Annotated in this window: 18 protein-coding genes; 9 read left to right on the top strand and 9 right to left on the bottom strand. The window is 52.5% G+C overall.

The features are described from left to right. Nucleotides 1-116 precede the first annotated feature (116 nt). Nucleotides 117-992 carry a transglutaminase-like domain-containing protein gene (locus tag ABI361_00215; GenBank protein ID MEO9319075.1) on the top strand — a complete coding sequence of 292 codons (876 nt, stop codon included), beginning with the start codon at nucleotides 117-119 and terminating at the stop codon, nucleotides 990-992. Between the two features lie 103 nt (nucleotides 993-1095). Further along, entirely contained in the window at nucleotides 1096-1764 is a 669-nt protein-coding gene (locus ABI361_00210) for a hypothetical protein (GenBank protein ID MEO9319074.1), read from the top strand. Nucleotides 1765-1927: 163 nt separating this feature from the next. Here the strand turns inward: ABI361_00210 and ABI361_00205 are convergent, their stop codons facing one another. Continuing rightward, nucleotides 1928-2119 carry a hypothetical protein gene (locus tag ABI361_00205; protein MEO9319073.1) on the bottom strand — a complete coding sequence of 64 codons (192 nt, stop codon included), beginning with the start codon at nucleotides 2117-2119 and terminating at the stop codon, nucleotides 1928-1930. Between the two features lie 177 nt (nucleotides 2120-2296). Here ABI361_00205 and ABI361_00200 point away from each other — a divergent pair, with 177 nt between their 5' ends. After that, complete coding sequence (locus ABI361_00200) at nucleotides 2297-2899, top strand: uracil-DNA glycosylase (GenBank protein MEO9319072.1); 603 nt, start codon at nucleotides 2297-2299, stop codon at nucleotides 2897-2899. After that, on the top strand, nucleotides 2844-3530 hold the full coding sequence (locus ABI361_00195) for a DNA-3-methyladenine glycosylase (GenBank protein MEO9319071.1): 687 nt from the start codon (nucleotides 2844-2846) through the stop codon (nucleotides 3528-3530). The genes ABI361_00200 and ABI361_00195 overlap by 56 nt, the downstream gene beginning before the upstream one ends. Here ABI361_00195 and ABI361_00190 read toward each other — a convergent pair. Next, nucleotides 3527-4384, bottom strand: a complete 858-nt coding sequence (locus ABI361_00190) for an arginase family protein (protein MEO9319070.1) — start codon at nucleotides 4382-4384, stop codon at nucleotides 3527-3529. The two genes, ABI361_00195 and ABI361_00190, sit on opposite strands and share 4 nt — an antisense overlap. A 125-nt stretch (nucleotides 4385-4509) precedes the next feature. Here ABI361_00190 and ABI361_00185 point away from each other — a divergent pair, with 125 nt between their 5' ends. Further along, on the top strand, nucleotides 4510-5373 hold the full coding sequence (locus ABI361_00185; protein MEO9319069.1) for an enoyl-CoA hydratase-related protein: 864 nt from the start codon (nucleotides 4510-4512) through the stop codon (nucleotides 5371-5373). A gap of 44 nt (nucleotides 5374-5417) precedes the next feature. Here ABI361_00185 and ABI361_00180 read toward each other — a convergent pair whose 3' ends face one another. The 3 genes from ABI361_00180 to ABI361_00170 form a co-directional block, all read right to left on the bottom strand. Continuing rightward, nucleotides 5418-6374: a homoserine kinase gene (locus ABI361_00180; protein ID MEO9319068.1), complete on the bottom strand. Its 957-nt coding sequence runs from the start codon at nucleotides 6372-6374 to the stop codon at nucleotides 5418-5420. Between the two features lie 29 nt (nucleotides 6375-6403). Continuing rightward, on the bottom strand, nucleotides 6404-7156 hold the full coding sequence (locus ABI361_00175; protein ID MEO9319067.1) for an ATP/GTP-binding protein: 753 nt from the start codon (nucleotides 7154-7156) through the stop codon (nucleotides 6404-6406). Nucleotides 7157-7252: 96 nt separating this feature from the next. Continuing rightward, the gene (locus ABI361_00170; protein ID MEO9319066.1) at nucleotides 7253-7906 is read right to left on the bottom strand and encodes a Snf7 family protein; all 654 of its coding nucleotides are present in this window, start codon (nucleotides 7904-7906) and stop codon (nucleotides 7253-7255) included. A gap of 142 nt (nucleotides 7907-8048) precedes the next feature. Between ABI361_00170 and ABI361_00165 the strand changes: the two genes are divergently transcribed. Next, nucleotides 8049-8501, top strand: a complete 453-nt coding sequence (locus ABI361_00165) for a hypothetical protein (GenBank protein MEO9319065.1) — start codon at nucleotides 8049-8051, stop codon at nucleotides 8499-8501. A 16-nt stretch (nucleotides 8502-8517) separates the two neighbouring features. Here the strand turns inward: ABI361_00165 and ABI361_00160 are convergent, their stop codons facing one another. Together ABI361_00160 and glmS are read right to left on the bottom strand one after the other, a co-directional pair. Further along, nucleotides 8518-9591, bottom strand: a complete 1074-nt coding sequence (locus tag ABI361_00160; GenBank protein MEO9319064.1) for a lysylphosphatidylglycerol synthase transmembrane domain-containing protein — start codon at nucleotides 9589-9591, stop codon at nucleotides 8518-8520. A 103-nt stretch (nucleotides 9592-9694) separates the two neighbouring features. Then, nucleotides 9695-11461: a glutamine--fructose-6-phosphate transaminase (isomerizing) gene (gene glmS, locus ABI361_00155; GenBank protein ID MEO9319063.1), complete on the bottom strand. Its 1767-nt coding sequence runs from the start codon at nucleotides 11459-11461 to the stop codon at nucleotides 9695-9697. 161 nt (nucleotides 11462-11622) lie between these two features. Here glmS and ABI361_00150 point away from each other — a divergent pair, with 161 nt between their 5' ends. Beyond that, on the top strand, nucleotides 11623-12588 hold the full coding sequence (locus ABI361_00150) for a hypothetical protein (GenBank protein ID MEO9319062.1): 966 nt from the start codon (nucleotides 11623-11625) through the stop codon (nucleotides 12586-12588). On the opposite strand, the gene ABI361_00145 is transcribed toward ABI361_00150, so the two are convergent. Both ABI361_00145 and ABI361_00140 read right to left on the bottom strand, forming a co-directional pair. Further along, nucleotides 12585-13097, bottom strand: coding sequence for a 30S ribosomal protein S4 (locus ABI361_00145; protein ID MEO9319061.1), 513 nt, complete (start codon nucleotides 13095-13097; stop codon nucleotides 12585-12587). The genes ABI361_00150 and ABI361_00145 overlap by 4 nt on opposite strands. 14 nt (nucleotides 13098-13111) lie before the next feature. Then, nucleotides 13112-13723 (bottom strand): 30S ribosomal protein S13, encoded by a 612-nt coding sequence (locus ABI361_00140; GenBank protein MEO9319060.1) that lies wholly within the window; start codon nucleotides 13721-13723, stop codon nucleotides 13112-13114. A gap of 336 nt (nucleotides 13724-14059) precedes the next feature. Between ABI361_00140 and ABI361_00135 the strand changes: the two genes are divergently transcribed. Both ABI361_00135 and ABI361_00130 read left to right on the top strand, forming a co-directional pair. Beyond that, entirely contained in the window at nucleotides 14060-15712 is a 1653-nt protein-coding gene (locus tag ABI361_00135) for an AAA family ATPase (GenBank protein ID MEO9319059.1), read from the top strand. Then, nucleotides 15696-17150 (top strand): VWA domain-containing protein, encoded by a 1455-nt coding sequence (locus ABI361_00130; GenBank protein ID MEO9319058.1) that lies wholly within the window; start codon nucleotides 15696-15698, stop codon nucleotides 17148-17150. The genes ABI361_00135 and ABI361_00130 overlap by 17 nt, the downstream gene beginning before the upstream one ends. The last annotated feature ends 1 nt before the right edge of the window (nucleotide 17151 follow it).

Below are 17151 nucleotides of genomic sequence, written 5' to 3'. Positions count from 1 at the left end.
ATAGCGCAGGAGGGCACTTTTATGATGATTTAATTTATTAGCATGTGCTATTTGGCCGATAGAATTTTTCGTGATTGACATAAATACATGAAAAATTATACCTAGTTCCAATCTTGTTGGAAGGGGGGGCTGATTCCGGCTCTTGGCTTGCTGATTGGGAAGACACCGTGGTCAGCAAAATTCGAACCAGGGATGACCCCTTCTCTCTTGCCGAATACGCACTTCATCTCTCTAGAATCCTCGCTTATCCGGGGCTTGACGTTCAGGGTTATCTCGACAGGATTGAAGAGGTGCGGAATCGGGTGCTCGCCGCTTTGAAGAAGAGCCCCACGTCGCCTGCGCGGCCAACTTTTGTGATAGAGAAACTAAACGAGCAGATGTTTCAGGTCGAAAGATTCTCGCCCAACACCGAGGATTATTACAATCCCCTGAACAGCTACCTCAACGTGGTGCTTGAGAAGAAAAAAGGCATTCCGATAACGCTCTGCGTAATTTACCTGAGGCTTGCTAACTCGGTGAATCTTCCAATGGTACCGGTCAGTTTTCCCGCGCATTTCCTCGTAAAGCATGTAATGCAGGGAGAAAACGGCGAAATAATTGTAGACCCGTTTAACGGGGGCAGGATAATGGACGATTACTCGCTCAAAACACTGCTGGAGCAGTCGTTTCCACATCAGAATATCCCACTTACAAAATCCTTTGTCGAAGCCGCCACCAGCGCCCAGGTTATCACTAGGATGCTAAATAACCTGAAGGCAAGCTATTCGGAGGTCAGCGACATTGGCAGGTACGAGCGAGCAAACGAAATGATTCTAGCCCTAGATCGGTATAACCCCGACGCGATAAGAGACAGAGGAGTACTTCTCTACAAAAGCGGCAATGCGACAGAGGCTTTGAATTCCCTGAACTCGTACCTTGAAATCGATCCTGAAGCTGCTGATGCGGACGAGGTGTTGGAGCTTATACGGCAAATACGGCAGGAACTCAAGTGAGACCCTCCTTTACAGGCAAATAGGCTTCTGTTGAAGTATTAATTTGGATTACATGCAACCCTAATTAAATAAAATCGCCTCTGCCTTTGATTTGAAAGTAGTTTTGAAGGTCCCAGAACCAGTTTGCAATGCTCCCCGCGCACAGGCGCTGCTGCCATCGGCCCTCGACATGACTCTAACGGCCTTGGGCGATGGGCCAAAGGCGGCGATCCTTGCGACGCTGCAACAAAAGTACGGCCTGGACGCGAAAGGTCCAGCAATAGACAAAGACAAACTGTCAGCATCAATCCTCGAGATGTTTGGCCATGAGGGAGGGCAAATGCTTTTGCAAAAACTCTGGCTCAATCTGGAGGCAATTTCAGGGCAGAAATTATCCCACCCAGCCCCAGCCCTGAAATCAAGAGACAAAGAGGTTCACCGGAAGCGAATTTCCGCGGAGGAATTCAACGGCGAGGTTTCAAAAGTGATTTCCGATTTTATACTTGAGGCGCTCGGCCCCGAGTCATTCTCATGGCTAGAAATTCGACTACGTGAGCACAATACGAGCCTGAAGTGGTGCTACTTTGATGCTGACAAGATATCTCCCATATTGTGGTCCAGCTTCAATACCGCGTCAGACTTTATCCTCAACCGAATGATGACAAGGCTGTGCACCAAGATGGGGTCAAAGCCGGTCAAGTATTCCAGCGATTCAAAGCTTAGCGCAATACTCGATAATCTTTACGGCCAGATGTCACAGGCAACTGACTCTACGCGCACAAGCGCTGCTTAGATAGCCTTTAGGGCGAGGGGAGTGGATTGGGGCTACCCAGTCCTAACCAGTTCTCTGTTTGGTGTCCACCTATCGAGGCCCGACAAAAGTAACACATAGTGCGGAGTGATTTTCTGGACAACGTACTCTGCCCGCATCTGATACCGTTCTTGTATGCATGAAACTATTCCCCTCGCAATGCGTGAATGTCGTCCTTGACCACAAAAATCAAGTCCTCGCTTTGGCAGGTAACGTCGCAAACATTAGGCCGCCAGAAAAGATTTTTCGCCAGAGCAGATATTACAACTCTTGCGATTATTCCCGCAACGCCTGCTCCGATTAGCGCTGCTTGAATCTCAATTTGCCGTACAGTCATGAATGCAAGGGAGGCAAAAAAAGAGGATAATGACTAAATTGTAATTGACATGAGACATCACGCCGCTAATTCTTCCTACCAATAATGTTTCTTGTCAATTTTTCAGAATAACAAAAGAGGAGCACTGTGTGAGACCTATCTCTATTTATTGAACGCCGACCACACGATATTGAACGCTTGTCTGCTGGACAGTCGGATTCGATTGAAAAAGTAGCCGGGGAGGTCAAGGGCTGCCCATTGTGCAAACTTTCAAGAACTCGCACAAACGCGGTTCCCGGCGAGGGAGTACCTTTGGCAAAGATTATGTTTGTGGGCGAAGCGCCCGGGAAAAACGAGGATGCAAAGGGCAGGCCTTTTGTCGGCGCTGCTGGAAAACTTTTAGATTCCGCTCTCGACAAGGCAGGCCTGAAACGTTCAGAAGTTTTCATTACAAACGTCGTAAAATGCAGGCCCCCGGAGAACCGGATTCCGCAGGACGACGAGCTTGAAGCATGCAGGCCGTATCTCGAAAGGCAGATTTCGCTCATAAACCCCCGCATCATTTGCATACTTGGCAGGACAGCATTTTCCTCATTGCTAGGCGGCGGATCGATAACCGCAAGCCGGGGAAAAATAATAACATCAAAGGGCCGCAAATACTTTCTGACGATTCATCCGGCGGCAGCTATTTACAACAGGAGCCTGAAATCAGTCCTGGAGCGCGACATCCAGACTCTTGCGACGCATGCAGGAATTCCCAGCCGCAACTCACCGGACCATTCACTTGAAGAATTCGCATAAACCGCTAGCCTCGCTTCGACGGGACTTTTACCGCCGGCCGACGCAGGAAGTTGCAAGGGATCTTGTTGGGCTTGAACTTGTCAGGCGCATTTCCATCGAAGGCAGGAGCCTCACCCTGGCGGGGACAATCATAGAGACCGAGGCATACGGTTCTGAGGACGACGAGGCCAGCCATGCGTTTAGAGGAATCACCAAAAGAAATTCAGTCATGTTCGGACCCGTCGGGTTTTCTTATGTTTATTTTACGTACGGCAACCACCATTGCGTCAATGTGACCGCGAGGGACGACTCGGCTAGCGCAGGGGCAGTTCTCATTCGCAGCATCAGGCCCAACTTGGGCATTGACATAATGCAGTCGTTTCGCAGGAGGCAAGACCTCCAGGAGCTGGCTTCGGGCCCGGGAAGATTGACACAAGCGATGGGCATTTCGAGGAACCTTAACGGCATCGATTTGACTAGCCACCTGTCAGAACTCTTTATTTGCGAGAGCCCATCCGGTCCAACACCGCGGGTCGAATCTTGCACCAGGGTTGGGATTTCGAGGGCCTGCGACAAGCCGTGGCGGTTCATTGACGCATCAAGCTTGCCGTTCATTTCCAGAAAGCCGGCTCCCGGTCCGACTCAAGTCTAGGATGGGAGCGATGCAATCGACTCTGAGAGTAATTTGGCAGCTAGGCTGGCTGTCATGCCGTTGAAATCATAATCAGGAGACAGTTCCACCATATCGAGCCCGACAACCCTGCCCTTGCTCATCACGGTCTTTAGCATAACTGTAAGATCTATCGCTGACATGCCGCATGGAGACGGCACGGACACCCCGGGGGCAAAAGCCGGGTCCAGGCAATCAAGGTCAACCGAAACATAAGTAGGCGACGACCCTATCCTTGAAACCAATCTTTCAGCGACGCTGACGACGCCCTTTTCGGCAATGTCAATCGGGCTGAACATTTTGAGCTTGGAGGACCTTATGTTTGCAACCTCCTCAGGTTCAGCTGCCCTTGTGCCGACAAGGGCGCTCTTTGTAAAATCGAGCCATTCAGAGCAATCGGAAAGGACTGAGCCGTAATAGTTTCGTGCCGACGAGACAAAGTCGGGATGAGCATCAAAGTACAGTATTGAAATCCGTCTGTCAAGTGCCTTGTGGATTCCCTCGATTGCCCTAGTGGTGACGGAGTGGTCTCCGCCAATAATGGCAGGCAGTTTACCCTGCGTCGCAAGCTCTGAGGTGAATCTTGCGACGGCATTCTTGCCAATGTTGCCCGAATCGTAAACCGCCTTCCCGTCGAGCCCTCCCCTCATTGGAGCCACGGGGATTAGCTTTCCAGATCGCTCAAAGTATTCGAATTCATTCCAGGCCGCCCGGAGCACGTCCGGGGCCGCGCCTGCCCCTTTCCTTTTAGCGTGCGAGCCGGACTCGTCGGCGACTCCAAAGATGACCACCTCAGCGTCGGACAAATTTCGAGCGTTTGATCGGTGCAGCTTCACTATGCATCCGCGCGTCCATTGTAGCTTTTTAACCGTATCCGAGCTCGCGTGTTACTGAAACAGGAGAACCCGACTTCGCACATTTCTCAGAAGATTTAATTTAAAGACAAAGCTGTCCGGCCCCCATGTCTGGAACGATGAAGTATATCCAACTTGAGCCACTGGGCGACATCGCAATTGTAAGGATAAACCGCCAAGAGGCACTTAACGCAATGAACGTTGATGTTATCGCCGAACTATCAAGGACGATTGACATACTTGCGGCCGATGAGGGTACAAAGGCCGTGATCATTACGGGTGCGGGCGAGCGATCGTTTTGTGCGGGTGCCGACATCTCGTACATGGTAAATATTGAGCCAATGAACGCGGAAAAATACGCGACGGCCGCTCAGGCCGTTCTCAACAAGATCGAAAGACTCGACAAGCCGGTCATTGCAGCGGTAAACGGATTTGCTCTGGGAGGCGGATGCGAGTTGGCGATGGTATGCGACATCAGGGTCGCTTCAAGCAATGCGAAACTGGGACAGCCAGAGGTAACAATAGGCATCCCGCCTGGCTGGGGCGGCACCCAGAGGCTCACACGGCTGGTTGGTCCCGCAAAGGCAAAGGAAATGATCTTCACAGGGAAAATGATAACCGCCGACGAGGCCGCCTCGATTGGCCTTGTAAACAAGGTTGTCAGCCTAGGGCAGGAGGACCAGCTTCCAGCTGAGGCGCCCAAGGGCGACGCAGCCAAGGAAAAAGAGCGCGCTGCGGAGGTTGCCAAGCTGCTAAACAAGAAGTTGATTTCCGAATGTATTGCCCTGGCCAGAGAAATCACAAAGAACAGTGCGACTGCGGTCAAGGTGAGCAAGATGCTTGTCAACAGGGCAATGGACTCGGACATCGAGACCGGCCTGCGGCTGGAGATTTACGGATGGGCCCTCTGCTTTGCGCACGAAGACAGAAAGAACATGATGACCGCATTTCTCAGCAAAGGCAAGAAGTAACTACTGCACTTCGATTTCGTTCCGGCTGCGGGCTATCGGAGACGCTACCTTGCGGAGAGAATTTCGGAGCCTTTGCTAGGACCACACGCAAACGTCTTGCTCTCGATGCCTGACCTTTTGAAGCCCTGCTCCATGGCCTGAGCCACCTGCGCCTCTTTGTCCCGCCCCTTGAGTATAGAAATGAGAGACGGGCCTGCGCCGCTTATCGTGACAGCGAGCGCTCCGGCGTCCAGTGCCATCCTGCGGACGTCGTCGTAACCCGAGATTAGACCCTTTCGCGCCGGCTCTACAATCACGTCATCGACCCCACGCGCTATCATTTCCACGTCGCCTTTCGAAAAGCCAGCCACAATAGTGCTTGCGCTAGAAACATTGTGGACCAGTTTTTCAAGAGACACTTCTTTGGGCAGCACGCTGCGTGCAACCTCGGTCTTGCGCTTTGGCACGGCAACCCGCGGCACCGCGACGACAAGCCGGAGTCCATGAGGCGGTTCAAACCGGACGAATTCAGGAGTGCTCGGACCGGAGAGCCGCGAAATCACAAAGCCGCCGAGAAGCGACGCAGAGACATTGTCATAGTGTGCGGCGCCGGCGCTCGCGATTTCGCCCGCCGCAGCGTACTCGACCAGCTTGTTTCTTTCCACCCCAAGCTGAAGAAGGTGATCAAAGGCAACAGCTGCGGCGGCTGACGAGGCGCCGCTGCTTCCCATTCCATAGCCTGCTGGTACCCCTTTGTTTATTTCCAGATCAAAGCCGGTTCTTTCCAACCCGGCGTCACTTGCCATTCTAGCCACAACCAGGCCCGCCGAATTCTGTTCGGGGTCTGTGGAAATTTCGCCTGCCAGGCCGGCTATGCTGATTTTGAGGCCCCGATGGCTCTCGGTAGCAGTGATTGTTACCCTGTCCTCAAGCGCGTCAAGGGCAAGCCCAAACACGTCATACCCCGGCCCCAGATTGGCCGTGGAGCATGGCGCCCTTGCAGTGCAGGTCCTAAATCGCAATCGAATTCCTTTCCTCCGTTTTCTTCAAGCTAACCATCCTCACCCTGATTTAGAGCTCGCGCAAGAGCTGCGCCGAGCTCAACCAGGCCGCCAAGAGTCACGCCCGATACGGGTATCAGGCCAGGGGCAAGGCCGGCCCCTGAGAGGGCGCGCGCCAACTTTGCACTCAGATATGAGTATTCCGTCTCTCTCTCCTTTGAAAGCGCTTCCTCTAGTGCACTGGAAGAGGATGCCCATTCGAGGATGTCGGCAAGCCTCTCGGATATAAGGTCGGTCTTTGAGAGGACGTCAAGGCTGGCAGTCTTGAGCCTGAGGGCAACAGACGCAGATAGCAGTGATATCGATACAAAGTTTACCGGCGAAGACACCAGCGCACCGTCAAAAACAAAGATGCTTGCCTTGTCCTCTGCTCTGAGGTTTGAAGCGATTACCGGGCCGCTTTGCCGGAAGGCAAACAGCTCGATCTGCCCGGGGGTGTCAATTACCACATAGTCCGCATTTTGCTGGTCCACTGCGAGCTGGACCTCGTCAAGCCGGGTTGCAATCATGTCATTGGCCATTACAAGCGAGCCGTTCGGCCCCAGGCCGTATGTTTCAGAGATTGTGTCAATGTCGACAAAGTCGCGTATGTCGACGTCCGGCTCGTATGGAAGCGCGCCGACGCCGGGGTCAAGGTTGAGCGAAATCGGGTAGGCGTCGTTGTCCGTATACCAGCGCAGAAGGCGAGATGTGAGAAGTGATTTGCCGCAGCCAGCCGTTCCCGTTACAAAAATCGCCTTCAATGCTTGTCAGAAAAGACTGTGCAGGGGATATCTGTATATTTTTTCTGCTTTGAAAATGAAAAAAGGGAAAGGCGGCAAGCCCGCCTAACAGGTTTCCTACTGCGTGTGCTCGCCGGCGATAGACCTTGAGCCTATCGATGAGCCTACCGGGACGTCGGGGAAGTTCTCGGTCATTCTCTGCTCTGCCACTGCGCCTGCTTCTGCAAGGATTCTGTCTACTTCTTCGCCGCTTGCGTCGAAGGCAAAAGATGTGTTGCCCATGCTTCCTGCACTCATCATGATGTCGCTAAAGACTCCGTTGATTTCACCAAGCTCTCTGTCGACTTCTGGCATTACTCCTGACAATCCGGACCTTACCCTTGTCAATGCACCCATTGCCGGACCGATTGCGACCATTACATCTCCGAGGTCGATGGTTGACTCGAGGCGGAGCTGTATCTGTTCCAGTGCCATCTTTATTTGTGATATCATCTTGATGGTCTTTCTAATCTGTGCAATTTCGTTTGAGACCATCTTGCCCTGCTGCGCATCATGTCTCTGGAGAGACGATACGACCTGATTAAACAGTGACTTTTCCTTGCCCTTCAGTTTTTCAAGGATGGTGTCAAGTTTCTGGTTCTGCGCCTGAATCTTGTTCTTTGCAAACTCGATTCGTGGCTTCAAGGGCTGCTGTGGCCCGACGTTCTGCTTTATCCGCTCAGACATGTTTGGTTTATTGTCCTTCACCCAATTGTTGCTAAAGCTCGTCATGGTGTCTAGCCAGAGAAAAAGACGTTAAACAGATGTGTCATAATTCAGCTACCCGCGGGTAATATTTTGTAAACAGGTGTTTTACGATGACTCAAAGCTATTATATCCAGAGCCGACTCGCTCTAGGTAGGATACAATAGCGATGGGTCGGGCCAAGGCAAAGGATTCCTCAGGTTCCTCTTCGCAGGAAGAGGCTCTCCCAAAGTGGGCCGAGGACGAGATCAGGTCTGTAAAGTTCGGCGAAAAGGAAGTCATTAGCCGCACGGGTTACTTTCTTGACATTTATGAGCAGGAGTACAAGGTGGACATCCAGGTCTACGAGCCAATCCCCGATGGAAGATCCATAGTTGAGGGCCTCGACGTGCCCAAGTCCATGAAGATTTCCGACTTTATGAAAGGCTTTGTATACGAATTCAAGATAAACATGTTCACCGGCCCTCTTTCAGAAAAGCTGGTTGAACTTTTGAAGACAAAGTACAGCCTTGACATGAAGGCGATTTACAAGTTTGAGCTGGCGGACCTCCAACTGATGGATGTCGAGTCGGATACGCCCACTCAGTCGGCAGGCTCCGAGTCAGAGGACGACGAGGAATAAACCAGTACGGCCGGCCCTACTTCGCAGGAGGGTCGCCGGGGTTGTCGGCAGGATTTACGGAAATCTGGTCCGGGTTTGGCGGAGTCGCTTTGCGCGTCGTCAGTCTCATGAGAGCAATCCAAGAGACTGCTAGCGGGATATGGTATGTTGTTATCCTCCACGCTATGATGACTTTGAGCTGCGAGTCATGTACAAAAGCAGAATAGTCGGGTATGCCGCTGAGGTTTGCCAGGTATGCCCAGATTCCCAGTTCAGCAAGAGCCGATCCGCCAATTGTGATTGGAAGATTTGCAATCGAGGTGGAAGCCGAGGTGGACATCAGTGAGTCGAACAGTCCTATCTTAGAGCCAGCCGCGTTTGCAAGGATCATAAATGAGGCGCCGTAGGCGATAAATGCAACGAAGGTTATTGCAAGCCCCGCGGCAAAAGTTGCAAGGGTCTTCTTCTGGCCAAAGTTTTCCCGGCTCATTTGGCAGAGGTCAGAAATAGCAGTGTTCGCCGATTCTACAAGGCTCTGAGCCTTTTGCTTTGCAATAAACTTTTGAAGAAGCGGAAGGACAAAGTTTGGCAGCCTCAGCGTCCTTTTTGATGAGACGAGCACAAGCACAAGCCAAACGGCAAAGGTCGGGATTGTGACGAGAATTACAATCGAGCCTATCACGGTCCCTCCCCGCAGTATCGCGACTATGCCTGCCATGAACGCGAGCATCGAGCCAACAAACACGTCGGTGATAATCTCCATTGTCGCCACCCATGCGGCCTTGCCCGGCGGCACACCGTTTTTTGCAAGCCAGGCTATTCTGACAAACTCACCTCCCACGTACGAGGGCGTGGTGGATGTGACAAACTCGCCTCCAAGCCTTGCCTCCACGGTCTTGGCAGTGGAGCTCACGTCACGGCCTATGAAGCGGCGGATGTAGTACTTGAATCGGATTGCCTGCAAGAAGTTACGCGATAGCGCCGCCGTGGCAGACATGGCAAAGGGGACGACTCCCAGGGCAAAAACATCACCTGGCGAGACCTTGGTGGTAAGAAACAGTACCAAAAATGGCACGACGCTTGCCAGAATTGCCACTATTCGCCAGTTCAAACGCTGTCGAGTTCACTCCAACGCCTATAATAAGAATTTGCAGAAAATGCGGTCGTGCGGGGGGCAGGCATCGCCGGCCCTCCGTCACTTTATTCCCCGCAGGCTATCTTACAGTGACAGACTTGGCAAGGTTGCGCGGATAGTCAGGGTCGGCGTTTCTTCCAAGTGCCATGTAGTACGCGAGGATTTGCAGGGCGATAACCTCGACTATTGGGTAGAAGGCCTCGTTTTCCATGTGTGGAATTTCAATCCAAAAGTCGTATGTGTCGTCGGGCTTGTCTGAGATGCCAATGACGGTGGCACCTCTTGCCTTTATCTCGTGGGCGTTAGAAGACGAGTCGCTGAAAGTGGAGTCCCGCGGGTTCAGGATAATTACAAGCGTGTTCTTCTCCATCAGCGCCAGCGGACCGTGCTTCAGCTCGCCGGCCGCTATTCCTTCAGCATGGACATAAGCCAGCTCTTTCATCTTGAGGGCGCCTTCAAGGGCGATTGGATAGTGGAGCGACCTGCCAAGAAGGTAGACGTCGGTGGACTCTTTGATCTGGTCTGCTACTTTGAGCACCTTTGCCTGGTTGGCAATCATGCTGTCAATTGCAGCTGGCACACCGGACTTGGCCATGTCAAGGCTGCCCTCTGAGAGGCGGCTGACTATCGAGTAGACCAAGGAGAGTTGACCGGTAAAGCTCTTTGTCGCGGCGACGCCAATCTCGGGGCCGCAGTTTGTCGAAAGGAAGACGTCGCTGTTTCTTGCAAGCGATGACGTCGTGACGTTAACTATTGAAAGGACCTTTCCACCCTGCTTGCGCGCAATTCTCACGGAATCAAGAACGTCTGCTGTCTCGCCGGATTGTGAAAACGCGACCACAACCGAGCCTGAATCCATTGATGAGAGCACGTATTGAGCCTCGCTAGACATGACAGTCTCGGCGCGGAGCTTCGCAAACCTTGCAAGGAGGTGCTTGAAGATCATTGCGGAATGAAAACTTGTGCCGCTGCCCGTCAGGTAGATGCTCTCGGCGTCCTTTAGCACCTTGCAAAAGTCTTCAATTTTCGCCTCGTCCTGCCTCGAGGCGTGCAGTACGGTGAGCCTCTGTTCGTTTATTTCCTTGAGCGTATAGTGGGCGTATTTTCCCTTGTCAATATCTCCAAGTTCCCACGCAACCTGCGTGATAGGCCTTGCCACCGGCACTCCATCAAAGTCGAATATCTCGAGTTTCGAATTGTCAACAACTGCGATGTCCCGGTTGTCGAGAAATATCGCCTTGTCGGTGTATTCCAGAAAGCCGAGCACGTCGCTTGACAAAAAGTAGCCGTCGTTTGCGACTCCGACAATCAAAGGTTCTTCAAACCTAGCGGCCGCAATGGTCCCGTCTCTAAAGACGGCGACAAACGCAAAGTTGCCCTTGAGCTCGTGACAAGTCTTGATCATGGCCTGTTTGATGTCATGACCCGCGCTTGAGTGGACCTCTAGAAGGTGGGCTATTACCTCGCTGTCTGTCTGGCTGGTAAAATGATGGCCTGACTTTTCGAGGGTCTGCTTGAGCTCTTTGTAATTCTCTATGATGCCGTTATGAACGACGGCTATACCGTTGTTGCATGCAGAGTGGGGGTGTGCATTACTGTCCGTTACGCCGCCGTGGGTCGCCCAGCGCGTATGTCCGATGCCGATGTGGCCGCTCATTCCGCTTATTCCCAGGTTCTTGTTTACTTCAAGTACCTTGCCGGTGCCCTTGCGAACTCGGATTGCACTTTCGTCGTCAATCGTCGCAACTCCGACACTGTCATATCCCCGATACTCCATCCGCTTTAAACTATTAACGATAATAGGAGCGGCAGAATTCTTACCACGATATCCGATTATGGAACACATACGAAAAACTCCACCATACGCAGGCTTAAATCCATTATTGACGCGCGCTTCTACCCGCTATACCGTGGTACATAGGAGTCCGGAGCGTGAATGTTACATTTTTACAAAATGTACATGTGTACCAGTGTTCAATGTTATATAGTGGTGGTAGAGTTATCAGGATGGTGCTTAGAAAGTCACTGGTTTCCGAGTCGGATGGCAAGGCGACCGCGAAAAAGATAACGATATTTGATGATGTAAATTCAATGAAAATCCTCTCAAACCCCGTCGCCTGGAGGATCGTCCAGCTGCTGTCACAAGACGCGATGTATCCCGCCCAGGTTGCAAAGGTTCTGAAGATTTACGAGCAGAGCGCATATTATTACATCAGAAAACTGGTTGCTATCGGTGCGCTTGAGGAAACAGGCAGGATTCTTGTCAGGGGCGGAACCGCCAAGATGTACCATACGGCCAGCCCGGCATTTGGAATCGAGATGGAGTCCGAGGAGGCGCGAGTGGAATCACCCGTTTCTTCCCAATTCAAGCCTGCTTCGCGGTTTTTCAGGGGATATTTTGACGAGACGAATGTTTTCAGAGGCTTGATCATCGTAGGCTCGCCTGAGCCGCACGGCCCTCACAAGTCTTCTGCGCGCGACGGCCATTACGCCATCCAGCTTGCGTTTTTCCTCGGGACAATCAGCTCCAGCGCGCCTTCGGGCTTTGTCGTCAAATTGGACAGCGACGCCAAGGCTGAAAAGTCCCTGACAGGGCAGAATCTCATCACCCTCGGCGGACCGGGCACCAACATGGTGACCGCAGAGTACAACGGCTACCTTCCCATTCGCTTCGACGAGAACAACTTTTGGGCAGGCCTAGTGGAGAGGTCAGGCAGGCGGTACACCTCAGACACCCATGGGCTCATTGCAAAGATTCAAAATCCGTACGACCCGACGACAAGCATAATCGTACTTGCAGGTGTCAGGTCGGCCGGGACAAAGGCCGCAGTTATTGCCCTTACAAACTACAGCGAGGAGGTCTTGAAAAGATTCAACGAAAAGACTGACTTTGCCGTCGTGGTGCAGGGTTTTGACATGGATTCTGACGGCAAGATTGACCACGTAGACGTGGTCGGCACCGCTGTTGCCTAGGACTGCGGGGCAGAATTCGGGGCTCCGGCACTGGGGAGTTCTATGTGAAGCAGGATTCCCGCCTCCTCTTCCTTTCTTACCAAATAGCCAGGGAGGTTCACCTTTCGGTTCCCTATTGAGACGTGGCCGTGGCTTACTGCCTGTCGTGCCTGGTAGGGTGACCTGGCGCCGGACTTTTTCATGACAATTGTCTGCAAGCGCCTCTCAAGCAGGTCCTCAATTTTGAGGTTGAGAATGTCGTCAAGTGAGGACTCTTCGTTAACTAGACCGAGGCGCGTGAGAAAGTTAAGAAGCCTTCTTTCCTTCTCTGATCGGACCTCGGTCGGAAGTGCAAGCAAGGCTCGCGCCTGGTTTCTGATTCTCGCAACTTCGGTCTGCGCCTTCCAGAGTTCTCGCTTGTTTCTCAGGCCGTAAGAACCCATCACGTATAGCTCTGATGAGAGCTGATCCGTAGTCCAGATGCGCCTTGGACGGTGGAACAGTTTGCGGGATTTACGCGGATCTCCCAATCAACACCAGACTCCTATTTCTTCGCCGGCTCCTTTGCGGCGGGCGCGGCTCCAGCCTTCGGAGCTGATGCAGCTCCAGCAGCCGGTGCAGCGGCCTTGGCATCTTTAGCAGGGGCGGCTCCAGCAGCTGCCGGGGCTGCGGGAGCACCGGGAGCTCCAGGCGCGGCGCCAGGCATTGCCTTCGTCTTCTTTACGCCGACAGCTCCTCCCTTGCGGCCTGTTGTCCGAGTGCGCTGGCCTCTCACGCGAAGGCCAAACATGTGCCTGTAGCCTCGCCAGCTCATCACCGTCTTCTCACGTTCGATATCGTTAGAAATTGCAAAATCAAGATCCGAGGTAATCAGGTGGCCGCTGGTCCCTGTGTCGACGTTCTTTCTGCGGTTGAGATACCACTCTGGAACGCCTGCCTTTGAGGGGTTTGAGATCGCGCTCTCGATTTCGCGCATTTCGTTTTCTGTAAGAAAGCCAACCCGGATGTTGGGATTAATTTTTAACGTGTTTACCAAAACCTGGCCATAGGTGTAGCCTATGCCCTTTATCTCACTTAGAGCAACAATCAATTTTTTGCTGCCCTCAATGTCTTTTCCTGCAATTCTGAGGATGTGCTTGTACTCTGAAGCAGACAAGTGTGCTTCTTCGACTTGCGACGGCAATAAAAACCATGCTGGGTGTACAGGCTCTAGCCGGAAATGGCCACAGGAAGTCTTACTAGCATCCGGCGCAGCGAAAAGTTTTGTCGCTTGGTGAGTATTGCTTTATCTAAATTATTATAAGCCCACCCGAGGCCAAAAAAACGACAGCATTGCAGAGCGCGAGCGAGGTTCGGAAAAAAACAGAGTCAGACGCGGAACTGGAAATGAAGGAACTGCTCCGACAGGTAGAGCTTGCGATTGAAAACCACTAGGCTATGCTGGGCGCGTTAACTTAAATTTAACTTGAACGCTCGCTATGTAACTCTACTCATGAGTTCCAAGATTGAGGATATCGTTCATCGCGCATACAGTTCAAAACCAAAATACTCTGAAATTCAGCCAGGCGTCCCGGAGGACTATAGGCAGGTCAAGACCCTTGGAGACTTGCTCAAGATAAACTACAAGCACGCAAGCGCAGACGCGCAATTGCGCGGAAATCTGATTCGCAAGTTGCGCGCCGGCGAGCACCCCTATCCAGGCATCATCGGGTACGACGAGGACGTTGTGCCTGCCGTAAACAGGGCCATTCTTTCGGGGCACGACATGCTTCTCGTGGGGCAGATAGGCCAGGCAAAGACCAAGATTGCAGAGTCAATCGCCAAAAGCCTGCTCTCGCCGATACCGGTCGTCAGAGGCACCATTACAAACGATATCCCTACCACGATTCCTGAGGAACACATGACCGCGCTACTCGGCGGTGGCGATATTGTCAGGACCCATCCTGAATTTACGGTATCAAACGAGTGCGAGGAAATAATCAAGAACGACAAACTCGAGACAAAGGTGGACTGGATTTCCGGAGAAGACAGGTACAAGTACATACTTTCTACCCCAGATATTTCGGTGAAGGATCTAGTAGGCCAGATTGACGCCATAAAAATCGCCAAAAAGGGCGTTGAGCTGTACAGCATCGAGTCATACTCTGCAGGCCAGCTTCTTCAGGCGCGCCACGGCATACTCTGTATTGACGAATTGCCGGTCCTTGACCCGCGCAAGCAGGTGGCGCTTCTCAGCGTGCTTCAGGAAGGCAAGTTTACCACAGGCGCCTACCCCGTCGTCTTCAAGCCGGACGTAAAGATTATCGCCACGGCAAACCCGATTGATTATACCCACTCTGGCAAGGTCATAGAGCCCCTCTTTGACAGGCTGAAAAGCCACGTCGACACCCACTATCCAAAGACCGTAGAAGACGAGATGCTCATCGTTCTGCAGGAAGCGAGAATTCCAGATGCCCCGGTCTTTGTCCCAGAGTTTATGCTGAGAATCATAGCCATGGTGACCCAGGGGGCAAGAGCCCACCAAAGCGTCAACCACGACAAGGGCGTGAGCGTAAGAATGGCTGTTCACTCCATGGAAGTACTGACAGGCGAGGCCGAGCGGACGAGAGCGATTCACAACAACGTAATTGCCATACCGCGTCTGAGCGATATCTACGCTATCCGCCAGTCCTCAAAGTTCGAACTTTCCGAGATGGAAGACACAAGGGAAAACCGCGATACCGTGCTTTACTCCATAATAGAGAATACGCTCTCGCAGATCTCGCTCAGCTATGCGGACAATTTCCAGCCCGAGTTGGTTTCAAAGGTCAAGTCAGAATTTGCCAAGAACAAGGCCTTTCAGGTTTCACAGTCAAGTCTTGGGACAGGCAAGCAGGGCGACGCGCATGATTACCAGTCACAGCTTGGCAAGTTTCCATTGCTAAAGCAGCTGGTTGCAGAGGCCGCTGCGGCTGTCAGAGAGCGACAGAAGCAACTCGTCGAGCGGGCGCGCCTGTACAGCATCCCGACCATGTCGGTGTCCTCCGACACAGAACTTGACGGCGAATTTACAGCCTCCGTCACCGAATTAGTCCTCGAAGGCCTCAGCCACTTGCAGCCGCCTGTGCTTGAGAAAAAGGAAAACACCTATGTCCCAGCCATATAGGGCAGCAGCAAGCAAGCGGTTCCTTTACGTGTCTGCTGACAGCCCCGAACAGGACAGGAGCGGCGACTCTAAGAGCAGTGACCAGAAAAGGCAGCGCTCTGCAGGCCAGCATTCTGAAAGCGACTTTGAAAAAAAGCAGCGCGGTAGGGACCTTCTGAACAAACTGCTCTCCGCAGCAGGAAGGGAGGCACTCAGGGAAAAGACGCCGACACTGCAGGAACTCGAACAGGCACTCCAGTCTGCCGCGTCCCCGTCAACCCCTGCCGATCTGGGAAAATCCACTCGCTCAAAGCCCCTCCCCGGTGATCTTGACGATCAGGACAAAGGTTCGGGCCTCCCGTTTGTTTCATTTCTTATGCAGAGAGGATACCTGAAGGACTCGCCAAAGTGGCTCAGCCCAAGGGGCTTTGTGGGGATTGGCAACAGGATTCTCGGCGACGTGATGAAGGCACTCAAGCAGGGAGATTCCGGCCTGCACGAGACCCAGAACTATGGCAGCGGCTCCATTCTGCTCGATACGAGCAAAAAGTTTGAGCCTGGCGACGACATCAGGCTACTCAACGTGCCGCGTTCGCTTTTGAACTGCATTCAGAGGACGATAGACAGCGGGGCCCCCCTCACAACGCCCCTTCAAATGGACGTCGAGGATTTTGAGGAGTACGAGACCATGCAAGACGTCAGGGTTTCCGTCGTATACTGCATCGACCTGAGCTCGACCATGCGCTACTCGTCGATGTACGGAGACATGAGCAGAATAGAGGCTGCAAAGCGCGCACTTTGGAGCCTCTACCTCCTGAATCGCAAGTTCTTTCCATCCGATTCAATTTACATTGTCGGCTTTGGCGCTCTTGCCTCAAAAATCGCGCCAATGGACATTCCGTACCTAAAGACCTTCGAACCGGGCTCTGACTTTCTTCACTACACCAATTATCAGGCCGCGTTCAGGCTTGCAAGCAGAATTCTCCAGAAAGACGGCTCCATGAACAAACGCATTGTACTTGTGACTGACGGCCACCCAAGTGCCTGTTTTATCAGCGACAAGATCGAGCAGGACAAGATTCTCTCGCAGAGGCCGTACTCGCATTTTTACACGCCTGACAGACAGACTCTCGATATGGTCAGGACAAGCCAGAGCATGAATCTTGACACGGCTTCAGGCGAGCTCGTCTACCTGTGCTACAGGTACAGACAGGTCGACCAGTACATAGGTGAGCGGACGATAGTAGAGGCCAAGAGGTGCCACTCGCTTAACATCGACATTGACACTATTATGATAAGCGAGGAGGACTCGCTGCTCGGCTACGTAAATGAAATGGAAAAGTACGTGAAAGGTCGGTCGTACTATATCAACCCGTCAGATATTGACAGGGTTTTGTTAACCGATTATATCAGCAACAAGAAGCAGAAAACCATCAGAACCCGGGGCTCTCAGTGGTAGA

This window comes from Nitrososphaera sp., assembly GCA_039938515.1.
Lineage (GTDB): Archaea > Thermoproteota > Nitrososphaeria > Nitrososphaerales > Nitrososphaeraceae > Nitrososphaera.
This window is presented reverse-complemented; position numbering and strand designations above follow the sequence as displayed.